This is a genomic window from Microbacterium sp. NPDC079356 (genome assembly GCF_049545465.1).
Lineage (GTDB): Bacteria > Actinomycetota > Actinomycetes > Actinomycetales > Microbacteriaceae > Microbacterium > Microbacterium gawkjiense.
Genome location: NZ_JBMWDN010000005.1, coordinates 172,903 through 195,321 on the forward strand (window position 1 = coordinate 172,903; position 22,419 = coordinate 195,321).

Here is a 22,419-nt window from a genome sequence, read left to right on the forward strand (position 1 = left end):
CTCAGGCGCGCCGCATCCGGCGCCACAGGGCGAGCACCAGCATCCCGATACTCGCTCCGGTCACGTTCGCGACGATGTCGAGCACGCTCGGCACCCGGTGGCTGAGCAGCAGCGCCTGCCCGCACTCGATCGTGACGGTCGCGACCAGGGCGATCGGCAGCACGAGTTCGGGCGAGCGGCGCAGGATCAGCGGCAGCAGCACTCCGAACGGCACGAACAGGGCGACGTTGGCCGCGAACTCGACGCGGGGTCGCGTGATCGCGGGCAGGCGCCGCGAGAGTGCGTCGATCAGCGGGGCGACATCGGCGTCGACGGGCGTCGGCCAGAACGCGATGACCGCGAGCAGGAGCAGGTACCCCGCCAGGACGAGCACGGGGACGGATGCCGGCGGTCGCCGCGCCCGCGCGGGAAGCGGCGGGCGGGGCGGCGTCCCCGGCGGCAGCGGGGGCGGGGTGTCGGGCATCGGTCCTCCTCGGGGGTGACGCGACGCTGCGACGTGAGCGCGAGTCTACGGGCCGCGCGGGCGCCCGCGCCCGTCACCGCGCCGGGTAGTACCCGAACACCTGCGTGTAATAGGGGAGGCCCTTCGACGAGCACGCGACGCCGATCCCGATGCGGTTGTACGAACCCAGGATGTTGGCGCGGTGACCCGTCGATCCCATCCACGCGGCGGTCACCTTCTGCGGGGTGTACCCGAAGGCGACGTTCTCACCCGCGCGGGTCCATCCCTTCGGGATCTGCGATGCGTAGTACGGGTTGTGGCTCATCCGGTTGGCGGCAGCCTGCTTGCCGGACCAGTTCACCGCGACGGTCGACATCGCCGAGTTCAGCGACAGGGCGGACTTGCCCTTCGCCTTCCGGGCGGCGTTCACGTCGGCCAGGATCCGCTTCTGCACAGCGGACTGGGTCGTTCCGGTGCAGGACGTCGACACGGCCGCCGACGCCGTGCCGGCGGGCAGCACGGAGAGGGCGAGCGCGAGGGCCGCGGTGAGGGCGAGCGCCGACCGTCGTCGGACGCGAGGGGATGCGGACATGGGGGGAACTCCATCGTGTGGGGGCACGGCCGCGCTGGGGACGCAGAAGTCCATAGGTACCAAACGCATGTTTCGTGCACCACACCTTGCCGTTGCCGACGGCGACGCGCCCGGCGCCCCGCCGGGGGGCGGAGTCCCAGCCGCCCGCACCTAGCATGGAGCGCATGTGTGGAATCGTCGGATACGTGGGGCCTCGGGACAGCCAGGCCATCCTCCTCTCGGGTCTCGCCCGTCTCGAGTACCGCGGCTATGACTCCGCCGGCATCGCCGTCATCGACCGCGAGGGCGACCTCGACATGCGCAAGCGCGCCGGCAAGCTCCAGGTGCTCCGCGACGACCTGACCGCGCACCCGATGGCCGACGGCACGACGGGCATCGGCCACACGCGGTGGGCCACGCACGGCGGACCGACCGACGTCAACGCGCACCCGCACCTCGCCGACGACGGAAAGCTCGCCGTCATCCACAACGGCATCATCGAGAACTTCGCCGAGCTCAAGGCCGAGCTCCTCGCCGAGGGTTACACGTTCCGCAGCGAGACCGACACCGAGGTCGCCGCCGTCCTGCTCGGGCGGGAGTTCGCGGCATCCCACGATCTGGTCGCCGCCTTCCGCGCCGTCGTCGCCCGCCTCGAGGGGGCGTTCACGCTGCTCGCGATGCACCAGGACCAGCCGGGCCTCGTCGTCGGCGCGCGTCGCAACTCGCCGCTGGTGATCGGGCTGGGCGAGGGGGAGAACTTCCTCGGCTCCGACGTCGCCGCCTTCGTCGAGCACACCCGCAACGCCCTCGCGATCGGGCAGGACCAGATCGTCGCCATCACGCCGCAGGGCGTCGAGGTCACCGACTTCGCCGGGGGCACCGTCGAGGTCGAGCCGTTCGAGGTCGTCTGGGACGCGTCCGCCGCCGAGAAGGGCGGCTGGTCGTCGTTCATGGCCAAGGAGGTCTCGGAGGAGCCCGAAGCCGTCGCGAACACGCTCCGCGGCCGACTGCACGAGGGTGCGGTCGTCATCCCCGAGCTCGACGGCCTCGACGACCTGTTCCTCGGCATCAACCGCGTCATCGTCGTCGCCTGCGGCACCGCCGCGTACGCCGGAATGGTCGGCAAGTACGCGCTCGAGCAGTGGACGCGCGTGCCCGTCGACGTCGAGCTCGCGCACGAGTTCCGCTATCGCGACCCCGTCATCGGCCCCGACACCCTCATCGTCTCGATCTCGCAGTCGGGCGAGACGATGGACACCCTCATGGCCGTCAAGTACGCCCGCGAGCAGGGCGCCAAGACGCTGTCGATCTGCAACACGCAGGGCGCGACGATCCCGCGCGAGTCCGACGCGATCGTCTACACGCACGCCGGTCCTGAGGTCGCCGTCGCCTCGACGAAGGCGTTCGTCGCCCAGATCACCGCCCTCTACCTGCTGGCCCTGCACATCGGACGCGTCCGCGGGTCGCTGGCGACGGAGGTCGCCCGCGACGCGGTCGCCCAGCTCGAGGCCGTCCCGGCCGGCATCGCACGGGTCCTCGAGACCGAGCAGGAGCACATCGAGCAGTTCGCGCGGTGGATGGGCGACACCCAGTCGGTGCTCTTCCTCGGCCGCCACGTCGGGTACCCGATCGCCCTCGAGGGTGCACTGAAGCTCAAGGAGCTCGCCTACATCCACGCCGAGGGGTTCGCGGCCGGCGAGCTCAAGCACGGCCCGATCGCGCTCATCGAACCCGGTCAGGCGGTCTTCGTCATCGTCCCGTCGCCGCGGGCCTCGCGTGAGCTGCACAAGAAGGTCGTCTCGAACATCCAGGAGATCCGCGCCCGCGGCGCTCGTGTGATCGCCGTCGCCGAAGAGGGGGATGCCGCCGTCCTCCCGTTCGCCGACGAGGTGCTCCGCATCCCGCTGGCCGGTCCGCTCTTCGAGCCGCTGCTCGCGGTCGTGCCGCTCCACATCTTCGCGATGGGTCTCGCCACGGCGAAGGGCCTCGACGTCGATCAGCCGCGCAACCTCGCGAAGTCCGTCACGGTCGAGTGAGTCAGGCCGGGTTCCGTCCCGGCCCGAACGACGCGTTCCGCGCCTCGTCGACCCAGGCGCGCAGCTGCCACGGCGCGAACCGGAACAGCCGCGCGACGTCCGCCTGCGCATAGCCCGCCTCGAGCACGGCCGCGACCGCGAACTCCTGCATCGACCCGAAGTCCCGGCCGGCGAGCGGACCGGTGCGGAGGTCCCGGAAGCTCCTCGGCGTCGCCGGTCCCGCGGGAGCGCGCGGCGTCGCGGCCGGGGCCGGCGACCCCTCGTAGGGCACCGAGATGACGTAGCCCGGAACGGGACCGGCCGCCGGCGTCGGTTCCGATTCCGGCGGCTGCTGCCGGGTCGGCGCATACGGCGCGTACGGCCACGGCTGCAGGGGCGCCGCCGGCGCGGCATCCGGCTCCCACACCTCCGGCATCTCGAGCGGCTCGTAGCCCGGCGGCGGCGCGGCCAGGAGGTGCGCGTCCGGCCAGAGGAGCGAACGATCCTCGGGGGCGACGCGGTCGTCGGGCGTGTACGCGGGCGCGTCGGTGTGCGCAGGCGGAAGTGACGGTGCGGTTGCGCTCACGATAGCGACAGGAGCCCGCGGCGTCACGTGTCGGACCCGGCCCGTCCACACGATCCGCACGCGCGACGACACGGCGGCGAAAAAACATCGTGACCGGAATCTGGTAGACACGACCGGGGCGTCGACGACACGGCGTTCGTTGTGGAGGGACTTTTTCAATGCGACTTTCTGTCATCGGATGCGGCTACCTCGGCGCCGTGCACGCCGCGGCCATGGCCTCGATCGGCCACGAGGTGGTCGGCATCGACGTGGATGAGCGCAAGATCGCGTCGCTCGCCGCGGGGGAGGCGCCGTTCTTCGAGCCCGGCCTGTCCGAGATCCTCTCCGAGGGCATCGCCTCCGGTCGACTGTCCTTCTCGACCGACTTCGCCGCCGCCGCGGGCGCGGCCGTCCACTTCGTCGGTGTCGGCACGCCCCAGGTCAAGGGCGGCTACGCGGCCGACCTGACCTACGTCAACGCGGCCGTCGACGCGCTCCTCCCGCACCTGTCCGAGGGCGACATCGTCGCGGGCAAGTCGACGGTTCCGGTCGGCACCGCCGCATCCCTCGCTCCCCGCGTCAGCGCGACGGGCGCGACCCTCGTCTGGAACCCCGAATTCCTGCGCGAGGGGTTCGCCGTCCAGGACACGATCGACCCCGACCGCCTCGTCGCCGGTGTCCCCGCAGGTGACGAGGGCGAGCGCGCCACCCAGGTGCTCCGCGAGGTCTACCACCCGTCGATCGCAAAGGGCACGCCCTTCATCGTGACCGACTACGCGACCGCCGAGCTCGTGAAGGTGTCGGCGAACGCGTTCCTCGCGACGAAGATCAGCTTCATCAACGCGATGGCCGAGATCGCCGAGGTCGCCGGTGCCGACGTCACGATGCTGGCCGACGCGATCGGCCACGACGCCCGCATCGGTCGCCGGTTTCTCGGCGCCGGCATCGGGTTCGGCGGCGGCTGCCTGCCGAAGGACATCCGCGCCTTCTCCGCCCGCGCCGAGGAACTCGGCCGCGGTGAGTCGGTCGCGTTCCTGCGCGAGGTCGACGAGATCAACATGCGTCGCCGCGAGCGCGCCGTCCAGCTCGTCCAGGAGGGCCTCGGCGGCGAGGTCTACGGAAAGAAGGTCACCGTGCTCGGCGCCGCCTTCAAACCGCACTCCGACGACATCCGCGACTCCCCTGGTCTCGACGTCGCCGTCCGGCTGCACGGGCTCGGCGCGAACGTCACCCTCACCGACCCCGAGGCCATCGAGAACGCCCGTCGCCAGCACCCGCAGCTCACCTACGTCGCCGACCGCGACGAGGCGCTGACCGGTGCCGACGCCGTCATCCTCGTCACCGAGTGGGACGAGTACCGACGCGAGCTCGACCCGGCGCACGCGGCATCCCTCGCCGCCGGCCGCGTCGTCGTCGACGGCCGCAACGCCCTCGACCCCGCCGCGTGGCGCGCCGCCGGCTGGACGTACTACGGGATGGGTCGCCCCTGACCGATGCGCTGCGCTCCGGCGGGTGGTGTCACTGCCCGCCGGAGATCGCCGCGCCCGCCGCCATCAGGAGCAGCGCCGTCGCGTTGTAGACGATGTGCGCGAACACGGCGCCCCACACGCGACCGGTCAGGATGACGAGGGTCGCGCAGACGAGGCCGACGGCGCCCACCGAGAGGGACTCGCCGAGCGGCAGCGAGCCGTCGACGACGTGGATGAGGATGAAGCTCGCCGTCGAGACGAGGACCGCCGCGACCGCCGCCGCCGCGCGACCCGCGGTGCGACGGAGGAGCCCGTACATCGCGACGAGGATGACGGTGCGGAAGAAGAACTCCTCGACCACCGGGCCGACGAGCCCCGACGGGATCGCCTCGAACAGCAGCCACGACGAGGTGAGGTTCGCGGACGGGAACGGGCGGGCCGCGGCATCCGACACCCATCCCTCGATCACCCGCAGGCCGAGGCCCAGAGCGAGTCCGTAGATCACGTCCGCGCCGCGCACGCGCAGCAGCCCGGCCGGGCGTCCTCGGCGGAACGCCACCACGACGGGGACCAGCATCCCGACCCACAGGATCGCCGTCGAGACCAGCGGCGCCGACGGGGACCGCCACAGCAGCTGCACGAGCGAGCCGGCGAAGATCGCCGCGCCCAGGCTGAGCAGCGCGAGGACCAGCAGACTGCCGTTCCAGGGGCGCACCCCGGTGCCGCCGAGGCGCCAGTCGGTGCGGCGTCGGCGACGGCCGCGGCGGCGCCGCTCGTCGCCGTCGGGGCGGTGCTCGGGCTCGGCGATCGGGGTCTCCGCCTCCGCCGCGGGGGACGAGGGGCCGTCGCTAAGCTGATCCTGCACGGGCCTACCGTACCGGGTGCCCGTCCGCGTCCCATCCCCGCGCCACCGTCCCGCCGAGCACCGAGGGGGCGACTCGGGCGAGGGCGAGTCGCGGCATCCGTCTCGAAGGGCCCCGCGTGATCCACATCCTCACCGTCTGCACGGGCAACATCTGCCGCTCGCCGCTCGCGGCGCTCGTCCTCGAGCAGCGCCTCGCGGACCTCGGCGTGGCGGCGACGAGCGCGGGCATCCGCGCACGCGAGGGGGTGCGGATGCCGGTCGAAGCCGCCGAGCTCGCGATCGCCCGCGGCGTGCCCGCCGACCGGATCGCGGCCCACGGATCGCGGTACCTGACCGAGGCGATCCTGCGAGGCCCCGACCTGGTGCTCGCCATGGACCGCGACCACCGGCGCGCGGTGGTCGAGCTCGCCCCGGGGCAGCTGCGGACCGCGTTCACGATCCGTGAGTTCGAGCGCCTCGCCGCAGCGACCCCCGATGAGGCGCTGCGGGCCGGTGCCGTCGGCGCGGAGCCGCGGGACCGCCTGCGGGGCGCGCTCGCCGTCCTGTCGGGGCAGCGCGGTCTCGTGCTCCCGCCCGCGGATCCCGCCGACGACGACGTGGTCGACCCCTACGGCCGCTCCCGCGAGACCTACGCACGCTCCGACGCGCAGCTCTCGCCCGGTCTCGACGCCGTCGAGCGCGTCGTCCGCCTCGCCGTCGGCTGATCCCGTCGACCGATCCCGGCGGCTGATCCCGGCGGCTGATCCCGGCGGCGGCAACATCCGCGGAGAAATCGGCGCCACGGAGCGACTCCGGGCGGAAAGTCCGCCTTTCTCCTCGCACACCGGCGCCGGATCTCCGAAGTACGTGCCGGCCGCGCCGTGCGAACGTCCTGCCGCGCACCCCGGATATCCTGATCTGATGCCGTAGAGCGCGGCGAGGGGGAGGCGGCATGATCATCGGCATCGGCGTCGACCTCGTCGACATCCCGCGCTTCGAGGCGTCGATCGCCCGCACCCCGAAACTCATGCAGCGCCTGTTCACGCCCGCCGAGCAGACCCTCAAGCCGCACTCGCTCGCCGCCCGCTACGCGGCGAAGGAGGCGCTCATCAAGGCGCTCGGCGGCTCGGACGGCGTGCACTGGACCGACATCGAGGTGGCCTCCGAACCGTCGGGCCGCCCCGTCTTCGCGCTGTCGGGCGAGACCGCCGTCACCGTCGCCGACCGCGGCATCACGACCGTGCACCTGTCGCTCTCGCACGACGCGGGACTCGCGACGGCCTACGTCGTCGCGGAGGTGGGATCGTGACCCGGATGCCGGAGGGCGTCGCGCGGGAAGCGGTCATCGACGTCGGCGCGATCGAGCACAACGTACGACACCTCGCGCGGGTGACCGCGTCGGAGGTCATCGCCGTCGTGAAGGCCGACGGGTACGGTCACGGAGCCGTCCGCTCGGCGCGTGCGGCCCTCGCCGGCGGGGCAGCGCGCCTAGCGGTCGCCGATGTCGGCGAGGCGCTCGAGCTGCGCGCCGCGGGCATCGACGCCCCGGTGCTCGCCTGGTTGCACGCCCCGGGCGCGGATTTCGCCGAGGCCGCCGCCGCCCGCATCGAGCTCGGCGTGTCGAGCCTCGAGCAGGTCCGCGCCGCCGCGGCGGCCGGGTCGCGGGAGCGGCCCGTCACGGTGCAGCTCAAGGTCGAGACGGGCCTCGGTCGGAACGGCATCGCCCCCGCCGACTACGGCGCGGTGTTCGCCGAGGCGGCGGCCCTCGAGGAGGCCGGCGTCATCCGGGTCCTGGGCCTGTTCAGTCACCTCTCCAACACGTCCGCCGCCGACGACCGCACGGCGCTGTCGCGCTTCACGGTCGCCCAGGCGGCGGCCGAAGCGGCGGGTCTCCGTCCGCCGTTGCGTCACATCGCGGCATCCCACGCCGCCCTCGACCTGCCCGAGGCGCGCCTGGGCTGCGTCCGTCTCGGTATCGCGATCTACGGGCTGTCGCCGTTCGCCGACCGGTCGTCCGCCGACCTCGGGCTGCGTCCCGCGATGACGCTCCGGGCGGCGGTCGCCGCTGTGCGCCGCGTGCCCGCGGGGCAGGGGGTCTCCTACGGCTACCTGCACCGCACGGCCAGCGAGTCGACGCTCGCGCTGATCTCGATGGGCTACGCCGACGGTGTTCCGCGCGCGGCCTCGGGAGCCGGCCCCGTCTCGATCGGCGGGCGCACGTTCCCCGTCGCCGGACGCATCGCGATGGACCAGTTCGTCGTCGACGTCGGCGACGCCCCGGTCGCGGTCGGCGACGAGGCCGTGCTCTTCGGCAACCCCGCGACGGGTGTGCCCGCGGCGACCGACTGGGCCGACGCCGCCGACACCATCAACTACGAGATCGTCACGCGCATCGGCCCGCGCGTGCCGCGACGGGAGGTGCGGTCGTGACCGGGATGGAGCACTTCGAGGGGCGCCGAGAGGTCGCCTCGCCCGAGGACATGGAGCGGCTCGGCCGCGAGCTGGGCGGCGCCCTGCGCGCCGGCGACCTGCTCGTCCTCACGGGTCCCCTCGGCGCCGGCAAGACGACCCTCACCCGCGGTATCGGCGCGGGCCTGGGGGTCCGCGGCCCGGTGCAGAGCCCCACGTTCGTGATCGCCCGCACCCACCCGTCCGAAGTCGGCGGCCCGGCGCTCGTGCACGTCGACGCCTACCGGCTCGGTTCCCCGGCCGAGCTCGACGACCTGGGCCTCGACCCCGACCGGTCGGTCACCATCGTCGAGTGGGGGCGCGGCATGGTCGACGGCCTCGTCGACACGTGGTGGGAGCTTGAGATCGAGCGCGGCTGGAGCGGCACGGGCGTCGACAACGCCTGCGGCACGACCGGCCCCTACGCCGCCGAGCTCGAGGACGCCGCGCCGCGCATCGTCACCGTCACGCGGCGTCCCTGACCACGGCGGCCGCGTCGCGGCATCCGTCCTCCCGATACCCTTGATCCTGTGATCCTCGGCATCGACACGTCCCTCGGCACGGCCGTCGCCGTCACCGATGTCGACGGTGCGGTGCGCGCCGAGGTCGCCAGTGCCGACCCGCTCGGGCACGCCGAGATCATCGGCTCCCTGCTGCAGCAGGTGATGACGGATGCCGCGCACGGCCCCATCGGTGCGACCGGCGCTCCGCAGCCCGTCGCCCTGACCCACGTGGCCGCGGGCATGGGTCCCGGGCCGTTCACGGGGCTGCGGGTCGGGATCGCGGCGGCGCGCGCGTTCGCGCTGGGCCGTGGCATCCCGGTCGTCCCCGTCCGCAGCCACGACGCGGCCGCCCTCGCGGTGCTGCTCGCCGACCCGTTCGCCGAGCTGCCGCGGTTCGCGGTCGTCACCGACGCCCGCCGCCGCGAGTTCGCGTACACCGTCTACGACGGCATCGACGACGACGGACTCCCGCGGCGCGTGATCGACGCCACCCTGACCCCGCGCGACGCCGTCGACGACGCGCTCGCCGCGCACGGCGCCGAGCGCCGGGACGTGACGGCGATCCCGGGCGCGATGGTCGCGCTCGTCGCGGCGCGCGCGGTCGCGGCGGGCCGGGTCGAGTCCCTCGGCGAGCCGCTCTACCTGCGCGCACCCGACGTCACCCTCCCCGGCGCTCGCAAGAAGGTCGGCTCGTGACCCTCCGCACCGCGACCGCCGCGGACCTCGACGACATCATGCGCCTCGAGCGCGCGTCCTTCCCGACCGACGCGTGGAGCGACGCCCTCATGGCGGGCGAGCTCGCCTCCCCCCACGGCCGGTACGTCGTCGACGTCGAGGCGGGCCGCCTCGTCGGGTACGGCGGTGTGCGCGCCGTGCAGGGCGCAGCGGATGCCGACATCCAGACGATCGCCATCGCCGCCGACGCGCGGGGTCACGGCCGGGGCCGCGCGCTGCTGCGCGAACTGCTCGCGACGGCCCGGTCCCGCGGCGCGCGCGAGGTGTTCCTCGAGGTGCGCGCCGACAATCCCGGAGCCACCGCGCTCTACCTGTCCGAAGGGTTCGCCGAGGTGGGCCGCCGGCCGCGCTACTACCAGCCCGACGACGTCGACGCGATCGTCATGCAGCTGGACCTCGTCGCCTGGGACGCCCGTCGCACCGCGGCGCCGACCGCCGCCGAAGGATGGTGCTGAGATGACGCACGAACCCCTGGTGCTCGGTATCGAGACGAGCTGCGACGAGACCGGCATCGGCATCGTCCGGGGACGCACCCTGCTCTCGAACACGATCGCGAGCTCGATGGACGAGCACGCCCGCTACGGCGGCGTCGTGCCCGAGGTCGCCGCGCGCGCCCACCTCGAGGCGCTGCAGCCGGCGATCGAGGCGGCGCTCGCCGAGGCGCAGGTCTCGCTCGCCGACCTCGACGCGGTCGCCGTCACGAGCGGGCCGGGTCTCGCCGGCGCCCTCATGGTCGGCGTGGGCGCCGCCAAGGCGCTCGCGGTCAGCCTCGACAAACCGCTGTACGCCGTGAACCACCTCGTGGGGCACATCGCCGCCGACATCCTCACCGGTGACGAGGTCGAGTACCCGACCGTCGCGCTGCTCGTGAGCGGCGGGCACACCTCGTTGCTCCTCGTCCGCGACCTCGTCTCCGACGTCGAGCTGCTCGGCGAGACGATGGACGACGCCGCCGGCGAGGCCTTCGACAAGATCGCCCGCATCCTCGGTCTGCCCTATCCCGGCGGCCCCGAGATCGACAAGGCCGCCGCGACGGGCGACCCGCAGGCGATCCGGTTCCCGCGCGGTATGTCGCGTGCGTCCGACATGGCCGAGCACCGCTACGACTTCTCGTTCTCGGGGCTCAAGACCGCCGTCGCGCGCTGGGTCGAGCAGCGCGAGGCGGCCGGTGAGCCCGTCTCGGTGCCCGACGTGGCGGCATCCTTCCGCGAAGCGGTCGTCGACGTCCTCGTGACGAAGGCGCTCGACGCCTGCGCGCGTCACGACGTGCCCCGCCTGCTGCTGGGCGGCGGCGTGATCGCGAACAAGCGCCTGCGCGACGTCGCGCTCGAGCGTGCGCAGGCCGCGGGGGTGGCCGTCCGCATCCCGCCCCTCTCGCTCTGCACCGACAACGGGGCGATGATCGCGGCACTGGCGTCCGAGCTCATCATGAGCGGTCGCCCCGCCTCGACCCTCGCGTTCGGCGCCGACTCGACCCTGCCCGTCACGACGATCCAGGTGGAGCCCTCGTCATGAGCGACGAGCGGATGCCGCCGCCCGCCGCACCAGCCGCGGACGAGCCCCCCGCCGCCCCCGCCGTCGAGGCGGCATCGCCCGACGTCGTCCTTGCGCCGACGGACACCGCGCTCCCCGGCGCGCACCGGGGCGGATTCCGTCGGGAGCTCACGCAGCCGTTGCCCGTCGCGCCGCCGCTCGCGGTGCACCCGGATCCCGACGAGGCCGCCGCGCCGGACGTCCGCTGGATCCCCCCGGCGCCGGTGCTGCCGCGGAGCGCCGGCTGGTCGCTGCTGTTCGGGTCGCTCGCGCTCGTGCTGGCCTGCTTCGTCGGCTGGGGGTTCCCGGTCGGGGTGATCGGCGTCGTCCTCGCGGTCCTCGCGCTGCGACGCCCGTGGGAGAAGCGCGAGACCGCGTTCTGGGGTCTCGGTCTGAGCATCGCCTCGCTCGCCTACAGCGCCGGCTGGCTGTGGTGGGCGGCCTCGCAGGGCGCCCTATCCGGCTGACTCAGACGCGCTCCGCGAGCACGGCGACCCGCTTCGCGTCCCGCCCCTCGCCCACCCTCGTGAGGATCAGCGTCGCCGAGGCGTCGCCGCGCAGCGCGAGCTTGCGCCGGAACTGCGCCGGGTCGACGTCGACGCCGCGCTTCTTGATCTCGACCGTGCCGACGCCCCTGTCGCGGAGAGCGGCGTTGATCGCGGGCACCTTCATCGGCAGGACGTCCCGCACCCGGAACGTCCGCACGAAGGGGTTCGTCAAGGCGGCATCCGAGGTCAGGTAGGCGATGCCCTCGGCCACCATCCCCGCCTGCAGTTCCCGGGCGACCTCGCCGATCAGGCGCGCGCGGATGACGGCGCCCTCGGGCTCGTGGAGGAAGGCGCCGAGCTCGCGGACCGGCTCGTCGGGCGCGTCGGCGGCCGCCGTCAGTTCCGCCGCGGCCCGGCCCCGCATCACGAGCGCCGAGCGTGCCACGCCGTCGCGACGCAGGGCGCCCGACCACAGCACGAGCTCGACGGTCGAACCGTCGACGCTGATCCACTGCGCCTCGACGTCGTCGGGGAGCAGGCTGCGATTGAGGCCCGGTCCGAGTTTGATGCCCACCGGCATCCGCTCTGCGAGGGCGAACGCCCAGTCGAGCGAGGGTGACCAGTCCTCGGGCCGGGTGCGGCTGGTCTCGCTGTGCCCCGCGGTCCGACGGGCGGGGTCGAGCCAGACCGCGTCCCAGCCGTCCAGGTCGGTCTCCTCGGCGAGGCCCTGCCGCACGGTGACCGCATCGCCGAACGGCGCGAGGTTGTAGGCGGCGAGGGCGGCCGTCGTCTCGTCGGCGTCGACCGCGAGCACATCGAGGCCGATGCCCGCGAGTCCCAGGGCGTCGCCGCCGATGCCGCATCCGAGGTCGGCGACGCGGGTGATCCCCGCGGCCCGGAACCGTCCGGCGTGCCGGGCGGCGACCTCGAGGCGGGTCGCCTGCTCGAGTCCCGCGCGGGTGAACAGCATGCGCTCGGCGAACGGACCGAACTTGCCTTCTGCACGCACCCGCAGGTGCGCCTGCCCGACGACGGCCGACACGAGATCGGGGGAGTGGCCGGCGGAGCGCAGCCGCGAGACGGCGGCCGCGACCTCGGCGGTGGATGCCAGGGGTCCGACCTCGTCGATCATCCGCAGCCCCTGGGGGGTCAGGAGGGCGGTGAGCTCGGCCTTGTCCATCCGGCCAGCCTAGGTCTCCGCGGTCGGATGGTGCGTCGCCGCATCCGTCATCGTGTTGGCACTCGCGTTGCATGAGTGCCAACCGCGCTCTAGACTTTTGTTAGCACTCTCGGTAAGCGAGTGCTGATGAGTCTTGTAGCAGGACCCCACCAGCAAGAAAGAGGTAGACCGTGTCGGTTTCCATCAAGCCGCTCGAAGACCGCATCGTCATCAAGCAGGTCGAGGCCGAGCAGACCACCGCAAGTGGCCTGGTCATCCCTGACACCGCCAAGGAGAAGCCCCAGGAGGGCGAGGTCGTGGCCGTGGGCCCCGGCCGCATCGACGACAACGGCAACCGCGTTCCGCTCGACGTCGCCGTCGGCGACCGCGTCCTGTACAGCAAGTACGGCGGCACCGAGGTGAAGTTCGGCGCCGACGAGTTCCTCGTCCTGTCGGCTCGCGACGTCCTGGCGGTCGTCGTCCGCTGACACGCAGCGACTGCAGCGCAGGGCCCGGATGCTTCGGCATCCGGGCCCTGTCCCGTTGATGGCAGGATCCGGGCGATCGACGGCAGTGCGGATGACGCGCCCGCTGTCATGACCGTCATAGGCTTGTGCTCATGACACCCGAGCAGGCCGCGCGCGAGAAGTCCCTCGGGGGCGTCTTCGTCTTCTCGGCCTACGTCCTGTGGGGCTTCCTGCCGCTCTACTTCGTCAGCCTCGCCCCGACGACCCCGTGGGAGGTCGTCGGCTGGCGCATCCTGCTGAGCCTCGTCTTCTGCATCGCGCTGCTCGCGATCACCCGCGGCTGGGGGCGGATGCGGGTCATCCTGCGCGATCGTCGCCTCATGCTCTGGACGCTCCTGGCGGGCCTGCTCATCTACGTCAACTGGCAGGTCTTCCTCATCGGGACCCTGACCGGTCACGTCGTAGAGACGAGCCTCGGGTACTTCATCAACCCGATCGCGACCGTGCTCCTCGGCGTCATCGTGCTGAAGGAACGCCTGCGCACTGCGCAGTGGGTCGCGGTCGGCATCGCGGGCGTCGCGGTGGTCGTGATCATCGTCGCGGTCGGCCGCGTGCCCTGGATCGCGCTCGCCCTCGCGGCGAGCTTCGCGACGTACGGTCTCGTCAAAAAGAAGATCGGACCGTCGGTGGATGCCGTGAGCGGCCTCACCCTCGAGTCCTTCTGGCTCGTGCCGATCGCCGTCCTCCAGCTCGTCCTCGTCGGCGTCACCTCCGGACTGACGATGGGCCGCGAAGGGACCGGGCACACCGTCCTGCTCCTGCTGGCGGGGGCCGTCACCGCCGTTCCGCTCCTCTTCTTCTCCGCCGGCGCCCGCCGCACCACGCTGACCGTGGTCGGCATCCTGCAGTTCATCGCGCCGATCATGCAGTTCCTCACCGGGGTGCTCATCCTCGGCGAGCCGATGCCCTTCGAGCGCTGGATCGGATTCGGCCTCGTCTGGGTCGCCGTCGCGGTCTTCACGGTGGACTCGCTTCTGTCGTCCCGGCGCAACCGGACCCGCGCCGAAGCGCTGGTGCCCGACCCCGTCTGACCGCGCTTTCCGAGACCGTTATGGGAGCGTGCCCACCTCGTTACACATCGTTAACGAACGGCAACATTGGGGAGACGAGCGCGCCACTAGGTTGAACACACCGGGCTGGTCCCGAACTGACCCGTGTCACCACAGCAAGGAGCACAATGAGCGTTCTCTCCCGTTCGCGTTCCGCAAAGGTCATGGGCGCCATCGCCCTGGTCGGCGCGAGCGCATTGGTCCTGGCCGGTTGCGCCGGATCCTCGACCCCCACAGCGTCCGGCGGCGCGTCCAACGAGCCGGCCGGTTTCAAGTTCCCGGTCAACTGCGACGAGGCCGAACCGGCCTCGTACACCCCGGAGTACACCTCCACGTCGGAGGGCCCCGCCACCGACCTCGAGTTCACCATCGGCACCGCGTTGCCTGTCACCGGAAACCTCGCCTTCCTCGGCCCGCCCGAGATCGCCGGCACTGAATTCGCTGCCGCTGAGGTCAACGACGCGGCGAAGGGTGTGACCATCAACCTCGTCCAGGGCGACTCGGGCGACACCGACAACAAGGCCTACGAGACCGAGATCCCCCGTCTGCTGAACGCGGGCGCCACGGCGATCATCGGCGCGGCGTCCTCCGGCACGTCGCTGCAGTTCATCGATCAGGTCATCGCCGCCGACGCGATCCAGTTCTCGCCCGCCAACACCTCGGCCGCCTTCACGGGTTACGAGGACAAGGGTCTCTACTGGCGCACCGCTCCTTCCGACGTCCTGCAGGGCGAGGTGCTCGGCAACCTCATCGCGGGCGACGGCGCCGAGACGCTCGGCATGATCATCCTCAACGACTCGTACGGAACGGGTCTCGCCTGCTTCACGAAGGCCGCCTTCGAGAACGCCGGCGGCGAGGTGGTCTCCGCGTCGCTGTACAACACGGGTGACACCAACTTCTCGGCTCAGGTCGAGGACGTCCTCGCGGCTGACCCCGACGCCATCGCGCTGATCACGTTCGAAGAGGTGAAGACGATCATCCCCGAGCTCGTGGGTGCCGACTTCCCGAAGGACAAGATGTACCTCGTGGACGGCAACCTCTCGAACTTCGGCGACGAATTCGAGGCCGGCACCCTGACGGGCGCCAAGGGAACCTACCCCGCCGTCGACCCCGACAGCATCGCCACGTTCCGCGAGGATCTCAACGCGTTCTGGACGGGCGAGGGCAACGAGGAGCTCAAGGACTACACCTACGGTCCCGAGTCCTACGACGCGGTCATCCTCCTCGCACTCGCTGCCCTCGAGGCCGGCTCCAGCGAGGGTCCGGACGTCGCTGCGCACTTGCAGCAGGTGTCCGGCGGCTCGGGTGACGGCACGAAGTGCACCACCTATGCGGAGTGCGCCGACATCATCAACGCCGGTGAGGTCGCCGACTACGACGGTGTCTCGGGCCCCATCACCTTCAACGAGGTGGGCGACCCGACGGAGGCATCCATCGGTGTCTTCCAGTACGGCGAGGACAACAACTACTCGTTCCTCAACGTCGGCTGATTCGACGATCACAGAACGGCCCCGGTCCTCGGACCGGGGCCGTTCTCTGTGCGCCCGACGCGCTGTCACCGGCAGCGATGGGCCGGCGCTCGGTGCATCGCGGCAGGGGAGCGGATGCCGCCGCCGAGGACGTCCGCCGGCGGCATTCCGTGCGCACATGACGACGCCCCCGACCGAAAGCCGGGGGCGTCGAAGGGTCCTTCTGGAGGTCAGGTGCCGAGCGTCCCCAGGTAGAGGCCGATGACCTTCGGATCGTTGAGCAGCTCGCGGCCGGTGCCCGTGTAAGCGTCACGGCCCTGATCGAGGACGTAGCCCCGGTCGCAGATTTGCAGGCACCGGCGCGCGTTCTGCTCGACCATGATGGTCGTCACACCGGCTTTGTTGATCTCCGAGACGCGGAGGAACGCCTCGTCCTGGCGGGACGGCGACAGACCGGCCGACGGCTCGTCCAGCAGGAGGACGTAGGGGTCCATCATCAGTGCGCGGCCCATGGCGACCATCTGCCGCTCGCCGCCCGAGAGCGAACCGGCCCGTTGCTGCAGACGCTTGGCGAGGTCGGGGAAGATCGACGTCACGAAGTCGATGCGTTCGTTGACGACCTTCGGCCGCTGATACGCACCCATCTGCAGGTTCTCAGCGATCGACAGGCTCGGGAAGACGTTGTTCGTCTGCGGGACGAACCCGACACCCTTCGCCACCAGCTTGTTCGCTCGCAGGCCCGTGATCTCCTCGCCATTGAGCATGACGGCACCGGAGCGGACCTTCACCTGCCCGAAGATCGCCTTGAGCATCGTGGACTTACCGGCGCCGTTGGGGCCGATGATGCCGATGAGCTCGCCCTTCGCGGCCGTCAGATTGGCGCCGTTGAGGATGTTGACGCCCGGCAGATAGCCGGCGTGCACATCTCGCAGCTCGACGACGTTCTGAGCACGTGCAGTCGCAGTCGCGCCCGCGGGGGATGCGGCGGTGTCGCTCACTTGGTCTCCTCCGTTCCGCGCGTCGAGCCCGGAGTGCCGGGTGCCGACGAATCCTCCGCGGCGTGCGTCGTGGCATCCGCCTCGACGGTGTCCTGCAGCTTGTGCTGCTCCTCGATCAGTTCCTGAGCTTCGGCGGTCAGCTCGCCCTCGTAGCGGCCCGTGACGACGCCGAGATCGACGTCCTGGTGGGCCCCGAGGTAGGCGTCGATGACGGCCTGCTCTTTCATGACGGTGTCGGGCGGCCCCTCGGCGACGACCTTCCCCTCGGCCATCACGACGACCCAGTCGGCGATGTGACGGACCATGTGCATGTCGTGCTCGACGAAGAGCACCGTCATCCCGAGGTCCTTGAGATCCAGGATGTGGTCGAGGAGGGACTGCGTGAGCGCCGGGTTGACGCCGGCCATCGGCTCGTCGAGCATGACCAGCGTCGGGTCGCTCATCAGGGCGCGCGCCATCTCGAGGAGTTTGCGCTGACCGCCAGAAAGCGATGCTGCGAAGTCCTTCTCCTTGGCGTCGAGCTTGAACCGGGCGAGCAGGCCGCGGGCCTTGTCCTCGATCGCTGCTTCCTGCTTGCGCCAGAGGAACGGCAGGATGCCGCGCCAGATGGTCTCGCCACCCTGACCGGGCGCCCCGAGCTTCATGTTCTCGAGCACCGTGAGCAGTCCCAGCGACTTCGTCAGCTGGAAGGTGCGCACCTGGCCCATCCGGGCGGCCTTGAACGCCGGGATGCCGGCGAGGTTCTGGCCGTCGAAGGACCAGGTGCCCTCGTTGGGCTTGTCGAACCCGGTCAGCAGGTTGAACAAGGTGGTCTTGCCGGCACCGTTCGGACCGATGAGCGCGGTGATGGCATTCCGCGGGATCTCGAGGTGGTCGACGTCGACGGCGGTCAAGCCGCCGAAGACTCGCTTGACACCGTCGGCGACGATGATCGGGTCGACCTTCTCCACACCGGGGCGGATCTCGCCCTTGTGCAGGCCGGTGGCCTTGGGACGGGGAGCGGGGGGCGCGACGTCAGCGGACAAAGGTCAGCTCCTTCTTGCTTCCGAGGATGCCCTGCGGTCGGAAGATGACCAGCAGCATGAGGGCGACACCCACCAGGACGAACACGAGCATCTGGCTCTGCTCCGCGGTGAGGAAGGGCAGCCAGCCGATCTTCACGAGCGCGGGGAGGAGGTTGGACAGGAATGCGCGGACGACCCAGAAGAGCACCGCTCCGAGCACGGGGCCGAAGATCGTGGCGGCGCCGCCGAGCAGCAGGGCCGTCCAGACGTAGAACGTCTGCGACGTCACGTACACGTTCGGGTTCACGTTGGTACCCATCGCCGTCACGATTCCGCCGGCCGCGATGATCACGCCGCCCACGATGAGCGCCTGCATCTTGAAGGCGAACACGTTCTTCCCCAACGAGCGCACGGCGTCCTCGTCTTCGCGGATCCCGCGGATGACACGTCCCCAGGGACTCCGCATCAGCAGCCAGACGAAGGCGACGACGACCGCGATGACGACGATGCCGACGATGATGACCCACCACTGGTCGGACTGATACGTCCACGGTCCGAAGCCGTAGCGGCCCGGCGGCAGCGGGTTGCTCGCGCGGAAGTCGCGCTGGAAGCCCGAGAGGCCGTCCGCCGAACCCGTCACCTCGCGGTAGGAGGACGTCAGGAAGAGCAGACGCACCACCTCCGCCGCAGCGATCGTGACGATGGCCAGGTAGTCCCCTCGCAGACGCAGAGTCGGGATGCCCATGACCAGGGAGAACAGCACCGCACCGACCAAGCCGATCAGGGCTGCCACCGCCCAGGGAAGGCCGAAGGTGAGTGTCGAGATCGCGAAGCCGTAAGCGCCGACGGCCATGAAGCCCGCGACGCCCATGTTGAGCAGGCCGGCGAAGCCGAAATGAACGGAGAGACCGATCGCCGCGAGAACGAAGCCGAGGGTGACCGGCGACAGGATCTGCGCCGCGGTGTTGCTGAGGATCTGGAGGAAGTCCATGAGGCGTTATCCGATTCGCTCTCGGCGCCCGAGGAGACCCTGCGGACGGAACAGAAGGATGACGATGAGCACGACGAGCGCGCCGACGTACTTCAAATCAGACGGGATCCACAGCGTCGAGACCTCGACGAGCAGGCCGACGATGATCGCGCCCACGAGCGCGCCGAAGGCGGTGCCGAGACCCCCCAGCGTGATGGCGGCGAAGACCAGGAGCAGGATGCTCGTGCCCATGTCCCACTTGATCCCCGGGCGGAAGTAAGCCCACAGGACGCCCGACAGTCCCGCGAGCGCAGCGGCCATGATCCAGACGATGCGGACGACGTTGTCGACGTCGATGCCGCTTGCCGCTGCCAAGGACGGATTGTCGGAGACCGCGCGCGTCGCGCGACCGATGCGGGTGCGCATGAGCCAGAAGGCGAATGCCACGATGACGACGATGGAGACGCCCATGCTGATCAGGTCGGTCACCGTCAGCCGGATCGGGCCGAGCCCCGGGATCGTTGCGGATGCTCCGCCCGGCAGATTGACCGTCCCACCGCCGACGAACATCTGGAAGACGTAGCGCAGCGCCAGCGACAGGCCGATCGAGACGATCATGAGCTGGACCGTGCCGATGCCCTTTCGTCGCAATGGCCGCCACAGGCCGGCATCCATCCCGAATCCGAACAGCCCCGAGACGATCACCGCGAGCGGGATCGCGATCCAGATCGGCATGTCCACGGCTACGGAGAAGAAGAGCGCTGCCAGTGCGCCGAAGGTCACCATCTCGCCGTGCGCGAAGTTCGACAGACCGGTCGTGCCGAAGACGAGGGAGGCGCCGATCGCGGCGAGGGCGAGCATGAGACCGAAGTTCAGCCCGTTCACGGCTCGAGACAGGAACTGGTCGAAGAAGGACGTCGTCGTCCGTTCCGCCGCTCCCAGCGTGAAGTTGCGCGTCACGTTGCTCGTCGCGCCGAACTCCACCTCTTGCGTGAACTCGAAGCCGTCGGGCGCGCTCACGCCGTCCGGAAGCGAGTCCTCGACGAGCTCGACCGTGTAGGGCACGTCCTTCGTGGGGACGGGCACGCGCCACGATCCGTTCGCTGTGGTCTCCGCCTCACCCGTGTATTCACCGCCCGTCACGACCACCGTGGCACCTTCGACGGGCTCACCAGCGGCCCGGACGTTGCCTTGGACGGCGAAAGGGAAATCCTCCGGATCCTGGGTGCCGGCCATCGCGGGATTCGCGAGGCCGAACAGCAGGGCGCCGGAGAAGACTCCGGCGATGAGGGCTACGAGTGCGCGTCGCCATCGATTGCGGGCGCGCACAGAGCGGGTGGTCGTCACCGACACCTCCTGGTTGAAGCATGGTCAGCGCGCAGAGGTACGGGTGCCCCCGGCGCCACACGACCGTATCCAGCGATTGTTGCCGCTGTGTTTCCCTGCCGCAACCATCGACACTCCGCCTCTTGCCCTCATCGCGGGCGGAGGGAATGAAAGCAGCGCCCCGCGCCTTAGAATTCAGACAAGCCGTTCGATGCAGGAGAGCACATGGAGCACAACGACCCGTTCGGATTCGTGGGACTGACGTACGACGACGTCCTGCTGCTGCCCGGTCACACGGACGTCATCCCGTCCGAGGCCGACACCTCCTCCCGGGTCACGCGACGCATCACCGTCGCGACTCCTCTCCTCTCCGCCGCGATGGACACCGTCACCGAGTCGCGCCTCGCGATCGCCATCGCGCGCGAGGGCGGCATCGGCATCATCCACCGCAACCTGTCGATCGCCGATCAGGCATCCATGGTCGACCGCGTGAAGCGCAGCGAGTCGGGCATGATCACCGACCCGATCACGACGACCCCCGACGCGACCATCGAAGAGGTGGACGCGCTCTGCGGGCAGTACCGCATCTCGGGTCTCCCCGTGGTGGATGACGAGGGGCACCTCGTCGGCATCGTCACCAACCGCGACATGCGTTTCGTCTCGGGCTTCGAGCGCCAGACGACGAAGGTGCGCGACGTCATGACGAGCGAGAACCTCGTCACCGGCAAGGTCGGCATCGGGGCGAACGAGGTCATCGCCCTCTTCGCCCACCACCGCGTCGAGAAGCTCCCCCTCATCGATGAGGAGGGAAAGCTCGCCGGGCTCATCACCATCAAGGACTTCGACAAGAGCGAGAAGTACCCGCTCGCCACGAAGGACGATCAGGGCCGGCTGCGGGTCGGCGCAGCGATCGGGTTCTTCGGCGACGCCTGGGAGCGCGCCGAGGCGCTGCGGGATGCCGGGGTCGACGTCATCGTGGTCGACACGGCCAATGGTCAGTCCGCGGGTGTCATCGACATGGTCAAGCGAATCAAGGCCGACGCCTCGTTCGCGCACATCGACGTCATCGGCGGCAACGTCGCGACCCGCGAAGGCGCGCAGGCGTTGATCGACGCCGGAGTGGATGCCGTCAAGGTCGGCGTCGGACCGGGGTCGATCTGCACGACCCGCGTCGTCGCCGGCGTGGGTGTGCCGCAGGTGACCGCCATCTACGAGGCGTGGCTCGCGGCGCGCGAGGCCGGCGTGCCGATCATCGCCGACGGTGGTCTGCAGTACTCGGGAGACATCGCGAAGGCGCTCGTCGCCGGTGCGGACACGGTCATGCTCGGTTCACTCCTGGCGGGTACCGACGAGTCCCCGGGGGAGGTCGTCTTCCAGGGCGGCAAGCAGTTCAAGCTCTACCGGGGGATGGGTTCGCTCGGTGCGCTGCAGACGCGCGGCAAGAAGACCTCCTACTCGAAGGACCGTTACTTCCAGGCGGACGTGCCGAGCGACGACAAGCTGATCCCCGAAGGCATCGAGGGGCAGGTCGCATACCGCGGTCCGGTCTCGGCCGTCGCGTATCAGCTCGTCGGTGGGCTCCGCCAGTCGATGTTCTATGTGGGCGCCCGCACGATCGAGGAGCTGAAGGCGCGCGGCAAGTTCGTGCGCATCACCTCGGCCGGTCTCAAGGAGTCCCACCCGCACGACGTCCAGATCGTCGTCGAGGCGCCGAACTACAAGCGCTGAGCGGGTCTGCGAGCCCGACACGCCCGGGATGCGGGGCTGATTTGCCCAGTCCCCGAACCCCGCGTAACTTATTACTTGTTCGCCCCACAGGGAAGAGCGAGAGGCCGAAAGGCCCGCCGTCCTCAAGATGGCGAACCACCCCTCCAAGAAAAAACAGTCGCTTTGCGATTGGGTCTGACCTCAGGTCTAGGACGGGGCATCGGGACGCTCCCGCAGCCGTCACCTCCCACACTCCGGATCTTTCGAGATCGCCGGCGTGTCGGGTTTGACGGGTTCGCGGGTGTCATCCTAAGGTAGAGAAGTTGCCTCACTACGAAGCCCTTGCGGGGGTGGTGTGGGAGCATCCGATCCTTGAGAACTCAACAGCGTGCACTTGTCAAATGCCAAATAACCTCGATCTCGGCTTCGGCTGAGGTGAGATTCCTTTGGATCAAAGTCCGGCATTTCGGTGTCGGCGATGGATAGTCAGCAATGATTTATCTTTTGGTCAGTTCAAACTCGCTGCTTCGGCCTATTCCGGTCGTTGTCAGTATTTTTCTTTTACGGAGAGTTTGATCCTGGCTCAGGATGAACGCT

General features: G+C 70.4%; 23 protein-coding genes. 14 read left to right on the forward strand and 9 right to left on the reverse strand.

What is annotated here, in order from left to right:
• Position 1 precedes the first annotated feature (1 nt).
• A complete protein-coding gene (locus ACPEH0_RS12480) occupies positions 2 to 463 on the reverse strand; it encodes a VanZ family protein (RefSeq protein ID WP_366214307.1) in 462 nt (153 codons plus the stop codon).
• A gap of 73 nt (positions 464 to 536) precedes the next feature.
• On the reverse strand, positions 537 to 1,034 hold the full coding sequence (locus ACPEH0_RS12485; protein WP_311861595.1) for a CAP domain-containing protein: 498 nt from the start codon (positions 1,032 to 1,034) through the stop codon (positions 537 to 539).
• Between the two features lie 164 nt (positions 1,035 to 1,198).
• Here ACPEH0_RS12485 and glmS point away from each other — a divergent pair, with 164 nt between their 5' ends.
• Positions 1,199 to 3,049: a glutamine--fructose-6-phosphate transaminase (isomerizing) gene (gene glmS, locus ACPEH0_RS12490; protein ID WP_366214308.1), complete on the forward strand. Its 1,851-nt coding sequence runs from the start codon at positions 1,199 to 1,201 to the stop codon at positions 3,047 to 3,049.
• Between the two features lies 1 nt (position 3,050).
• Here glmS and ACPEH0_RS12495 read toward each other — a convergent pair whose 3' ends face one another.
• Positions 3,051 to 3,614, reverse strand: coding sequence for a hypothetical protein (locus ACPEH0_RS12495; RefSeq protein WP_366214309.1), 564 nt, complete (start codon positions 3,612 to 3,614; stop codon positions 3,051 to 3,053).
• A gap of 158 nt (positions 3,615 to 3,772) precedes the next feature.
• Here ACPEH0_RS12495 and ACPEH0_RS12500 point away from each other — a divergent pair, with 158 nt between their 5' ends.
• Positions 3,773 to 5,083: a UDP-glucose dehydrogenase family protein gene (locus ACPEH0_RS12500; RefSeq protein ID WP_366214310.1), complete on the forward strand. Its 1,311-nt coding sequence runs from the start codon at positions 3,773 to 3,775 to the stop codon at positions 5,081 to 5,083.
• A gap of 28 nt (positions 5,084 to 5,111) precedes the next feature.
• Here the strand turns inward: ACPEH0_RS12500 and ACPEH0_RS12505 are convergent, their stop codons facing one another.
• On the reverse strand, positions 5,112 to 5,927 hold the full coding sequence (locus ACPEH0_RS12505; RefSeq protein ID WP_366214311.1) for a CPBP family intramembrane glutamic endopeptidase: 816 nt from the start codon (positions 5,925 to 5,927) through the stop codon (positions 5,112 to 5,114).
• Between the two features lie 116 nt (positions 5,928 to 6,043).
• Between ACPEH0_RS12505 and ACPEH0_RS12510 the strand changes: the two genes are divergently transcribed.
• The 8 genes from ACPEH0_RS12510 to ACPEH0_RS12545 all read left to right on the forward strand — a co-directional run bounded on the left by ACPEH0_RS12510 (position 6,044) and on the right by ACPEH0_RS12545 (position 11,592).
• Positions 6,044 to 6,631, forward strand: a complete 588-nt coding sequence (locus ACPEH0_RS12510; RefSeq protein ID WP_366214312.1) for a low molecular weight phosphatase family protein — start codon at positions 6,044 to 6,046, stop codon at positions 6,629 to 6,631.
• Between the two features lie 227 nt (positions 6,632 to 6,858).
• The gene (locus ACPEH0_RS12515) at positions 6,859 to 7,215 is read left to right on the forward strand and encodes a holo-ACP synthase (RefSeq protein WP_366214313.1); all 357 of its coding nucleotides are present in this window, start codon (positions 6,859 to 6,861) and stop codon (positions 7,213 to 7,215) included.
• A gap of 5 nt (positions 7,216 to 7,220) precedes the next feature.
• Entirely contained in the window at positions 7,221 to 8,336 is a 1,116-nt protein-coding gene (gene alr, locus ACPEH0_RS12520) for an alanine racemase (RefSeq protein ID WP_366214323.1), read from the forward strand.
• The gene (gene tsaE, locus ACPEH0_RS12525; RefSeq protein ID WP_064003270.1) at positions 8,333 to 8,836 is read left to right on the forward strand and encodes a tRNA (adenosine(37)-N6)-threonylcarbamoyltransferase complex ATPase subunit type 1 TsaE; all 504 of its coding nucleotides are present in this window, start codon (positions 8,333 to 8,335) and stop codon (positions 8,834 to 8,836) included. The genes alr and tsaE overlap by 4 nt, the downstream gene beginning before the upstream one ends.
• Positions 8,837 to 8,884: 48 nt before the next feature.
• Entirely contained in the window at positions 8,885 to 9,553 is a 669-nt protein-coding gene (gene tsaB / locus ACPEH0_RS12530) for a tRNA (adenosine(37)-N6)-threonylcarbamoyltransferase complex dimerization subunit type 1 TsaB (protein ID WP_311861609.1), read from the forward strand.
• Positions 9,550 to 10,047 (forward strand): ribosomal protein S18-alanine N-acetyltransferase, encoded by a 498-nt coding sequence (gene rimI / locus ACPEH0_RS12535; protein WP_217528293.1) that lies wholly within the window; start codon positions 9,550 to 9,552, stop codon positions 10,045 to 10,047. The genes tsaB and rimI overlap by 4 nt, the downstream gene beginning before the upstream one ends.
• 1 nt (position 10,048) lies before the next feature.
• Complete coding sequence (gene tsaD / locus ACPEH0_RS12540; protein ID WP_064003267.1) at positions 10,049 to 11,107, forward strand: tRNA (adenosine(37)-N6)-threonylcarbamoyltransferase complex transferase subunit TsaD; 1,059 nt, start codon at positions 10,049 to 10,051, stop codon at positions 11,105 to 11,107.
• Entirely contained in the window at positions 11,104 to 11,592 is a 489-nt protein-coding gene (locus tag ACPEH0_RS12545; RefSeq protein WP_366214314.1) for a hypothetical protein, read from the forward strand. Before tsaD ends, ACPEH0_RS12545 begins: the two co-directional genes overlap by 4 nt.
• Before the next feature lies 1 nt (position 11,593).
• Here the strand turns inward: ACPEH0_RS12545 and ACPEH0_RS12550 are convergent, their stop codons facing one another.
• Positions 11,594 to 12,793 carry a class I SAM-dependent methyltransferase gene (locus ACPEH0_RS12550; RefSeq protein WP_366214315.1) on the reverse strand — a complete coding sequence of 400 codons (1,200 nt, stop codon included), beginning with the start codon at positions 12,791 to 12,793 and terminating at the stop codon, positions 11,594 to 11,596.
• 170 nt (positions 12,794 to 12,963) lie between these two features.
• Between ACPEH0_RS12550 and groES the strand changes: the two genes are divergently transcribed.
• From groES to ACPEH0_RS12565, 3 genes are all read left to right on the forward strand, one after another.
• Positions 12,964 to 13,260, forward strand: coding sequence for a co-chaperone GroES (groES, locus tag ACPEH0_RS12555; protein ID WP_017203655.1), 297 nt, complete (start codon positions 12,964 to 12,966; stop codon positions 13,258 to 13,260).
• A 131-nt stretch (positions 13,261 to 13,391) separates the two neighbouring features.
• Complete coding sequence (rarD, locus tag ACPEH0_RS12560) at positions 13,392 to 14,330, forward strand: EamA family transporter RarD (protein WP_253035318.1); 939 nt, start codon at positions 13,392 to 13,394, stop codon at positions 14,328 to 14,330.
• A 146-nt stretch (positions 14,331 to 14,476) separates the two neighbouring features.
• Complete coding sequence (locus ACPEH0_RS12565; protein WP_366214316.1) at positions 14,477 to 15,838, forward strand: ABC transporter substrate-binding protein; 1,362 nt, start codon at positions 14,477 to 14,479, stop codon at positions 15,836 to 15,838.
• Between the two features lie 209 nt (positions 15,839 to 16,047).
• Here ACPEH0_RS12565 and ACPEH0_RS12570 read toward each other — a convergent pair whose 3' ends face one another.
• From ACPEH0_RS12570 to ACPEH0_RS12585, 4 genes are read right to left on the reverse strand one after another with little or no spacing between them, the layout of a single operon-like run.
• Complete coding sequence (locus ACPEH0_RS12570) at positions 16,048 to 16,815, reverse strand: ABC transporter ATP-binding protein (protein WP_366214317.1); 768 nt, start codon at positions 16,813 to 16,815, stop codon at positions 16,048 to 16,050.
• The gene (locus ACPEH0_RS12575) at positions 16,812 to 17,840 is read right to left on the reverse strand and encodes an ABC transporter ATP-binding protein (protein ID WP_217528279.1); all 1,029 of its coding nucleotides are present in this window, start codon (positions 17,838 to 17,840) and stop codon (positions 16,812 to 16,814) included. Before ACPEH0_RS12575 ends, ACPEH0_RS12570 begins: the two co-directional genes overlap by 4 nt.
• Positions 17,830 to 18,810, reverse strand: a complete 981-nt coding sequence (locus tag ACPEH0_RS12580) for a branched-chain amino acid ABC transporter permease (RefSeq protein ID WP_217528277.1) — start codon at positions 18,808 to 18,810, stop codon at positions 17,830 to 17,832. Before ACPEH0_RS12580 ends, ACPEH0_RS12575 begins: the two co-directional genes overlap by 11 nt.
• Before the next feature lie 6 nt (positions 18,811 to 18,816).
• Entirely contained in the window at positions 18,817 to 20,136 is a 1,320-nt protein-coding gene (locus tag ACPEH0_RS12585) for a branched-chain amino acid ABC transporter permease (RefSeq protein WP_217528267.1), read from the reverse strand.
• A gap of 204 nt (positions 20,137 to 20,340) precedes the next feature.
• Here ACPEH0_RS12585 and guaB point away from each other — a divergent pair, with 204 nt between their 5' ends.
• Positions 20,341 to 21,843 (forward strand): IMP dehydrogenase, encoded by a 1,503-nt coding sequence (guaB, locus tag ACPEH0_RS12590; protein ID WP_359919841.1) that lies wholly within the window; start codon positions 20,341 to 20,343, stop codon positions 21,841 to 21,843.
• Positions 21,844 to 22,419: the final 576 nt, after the last annotated feature.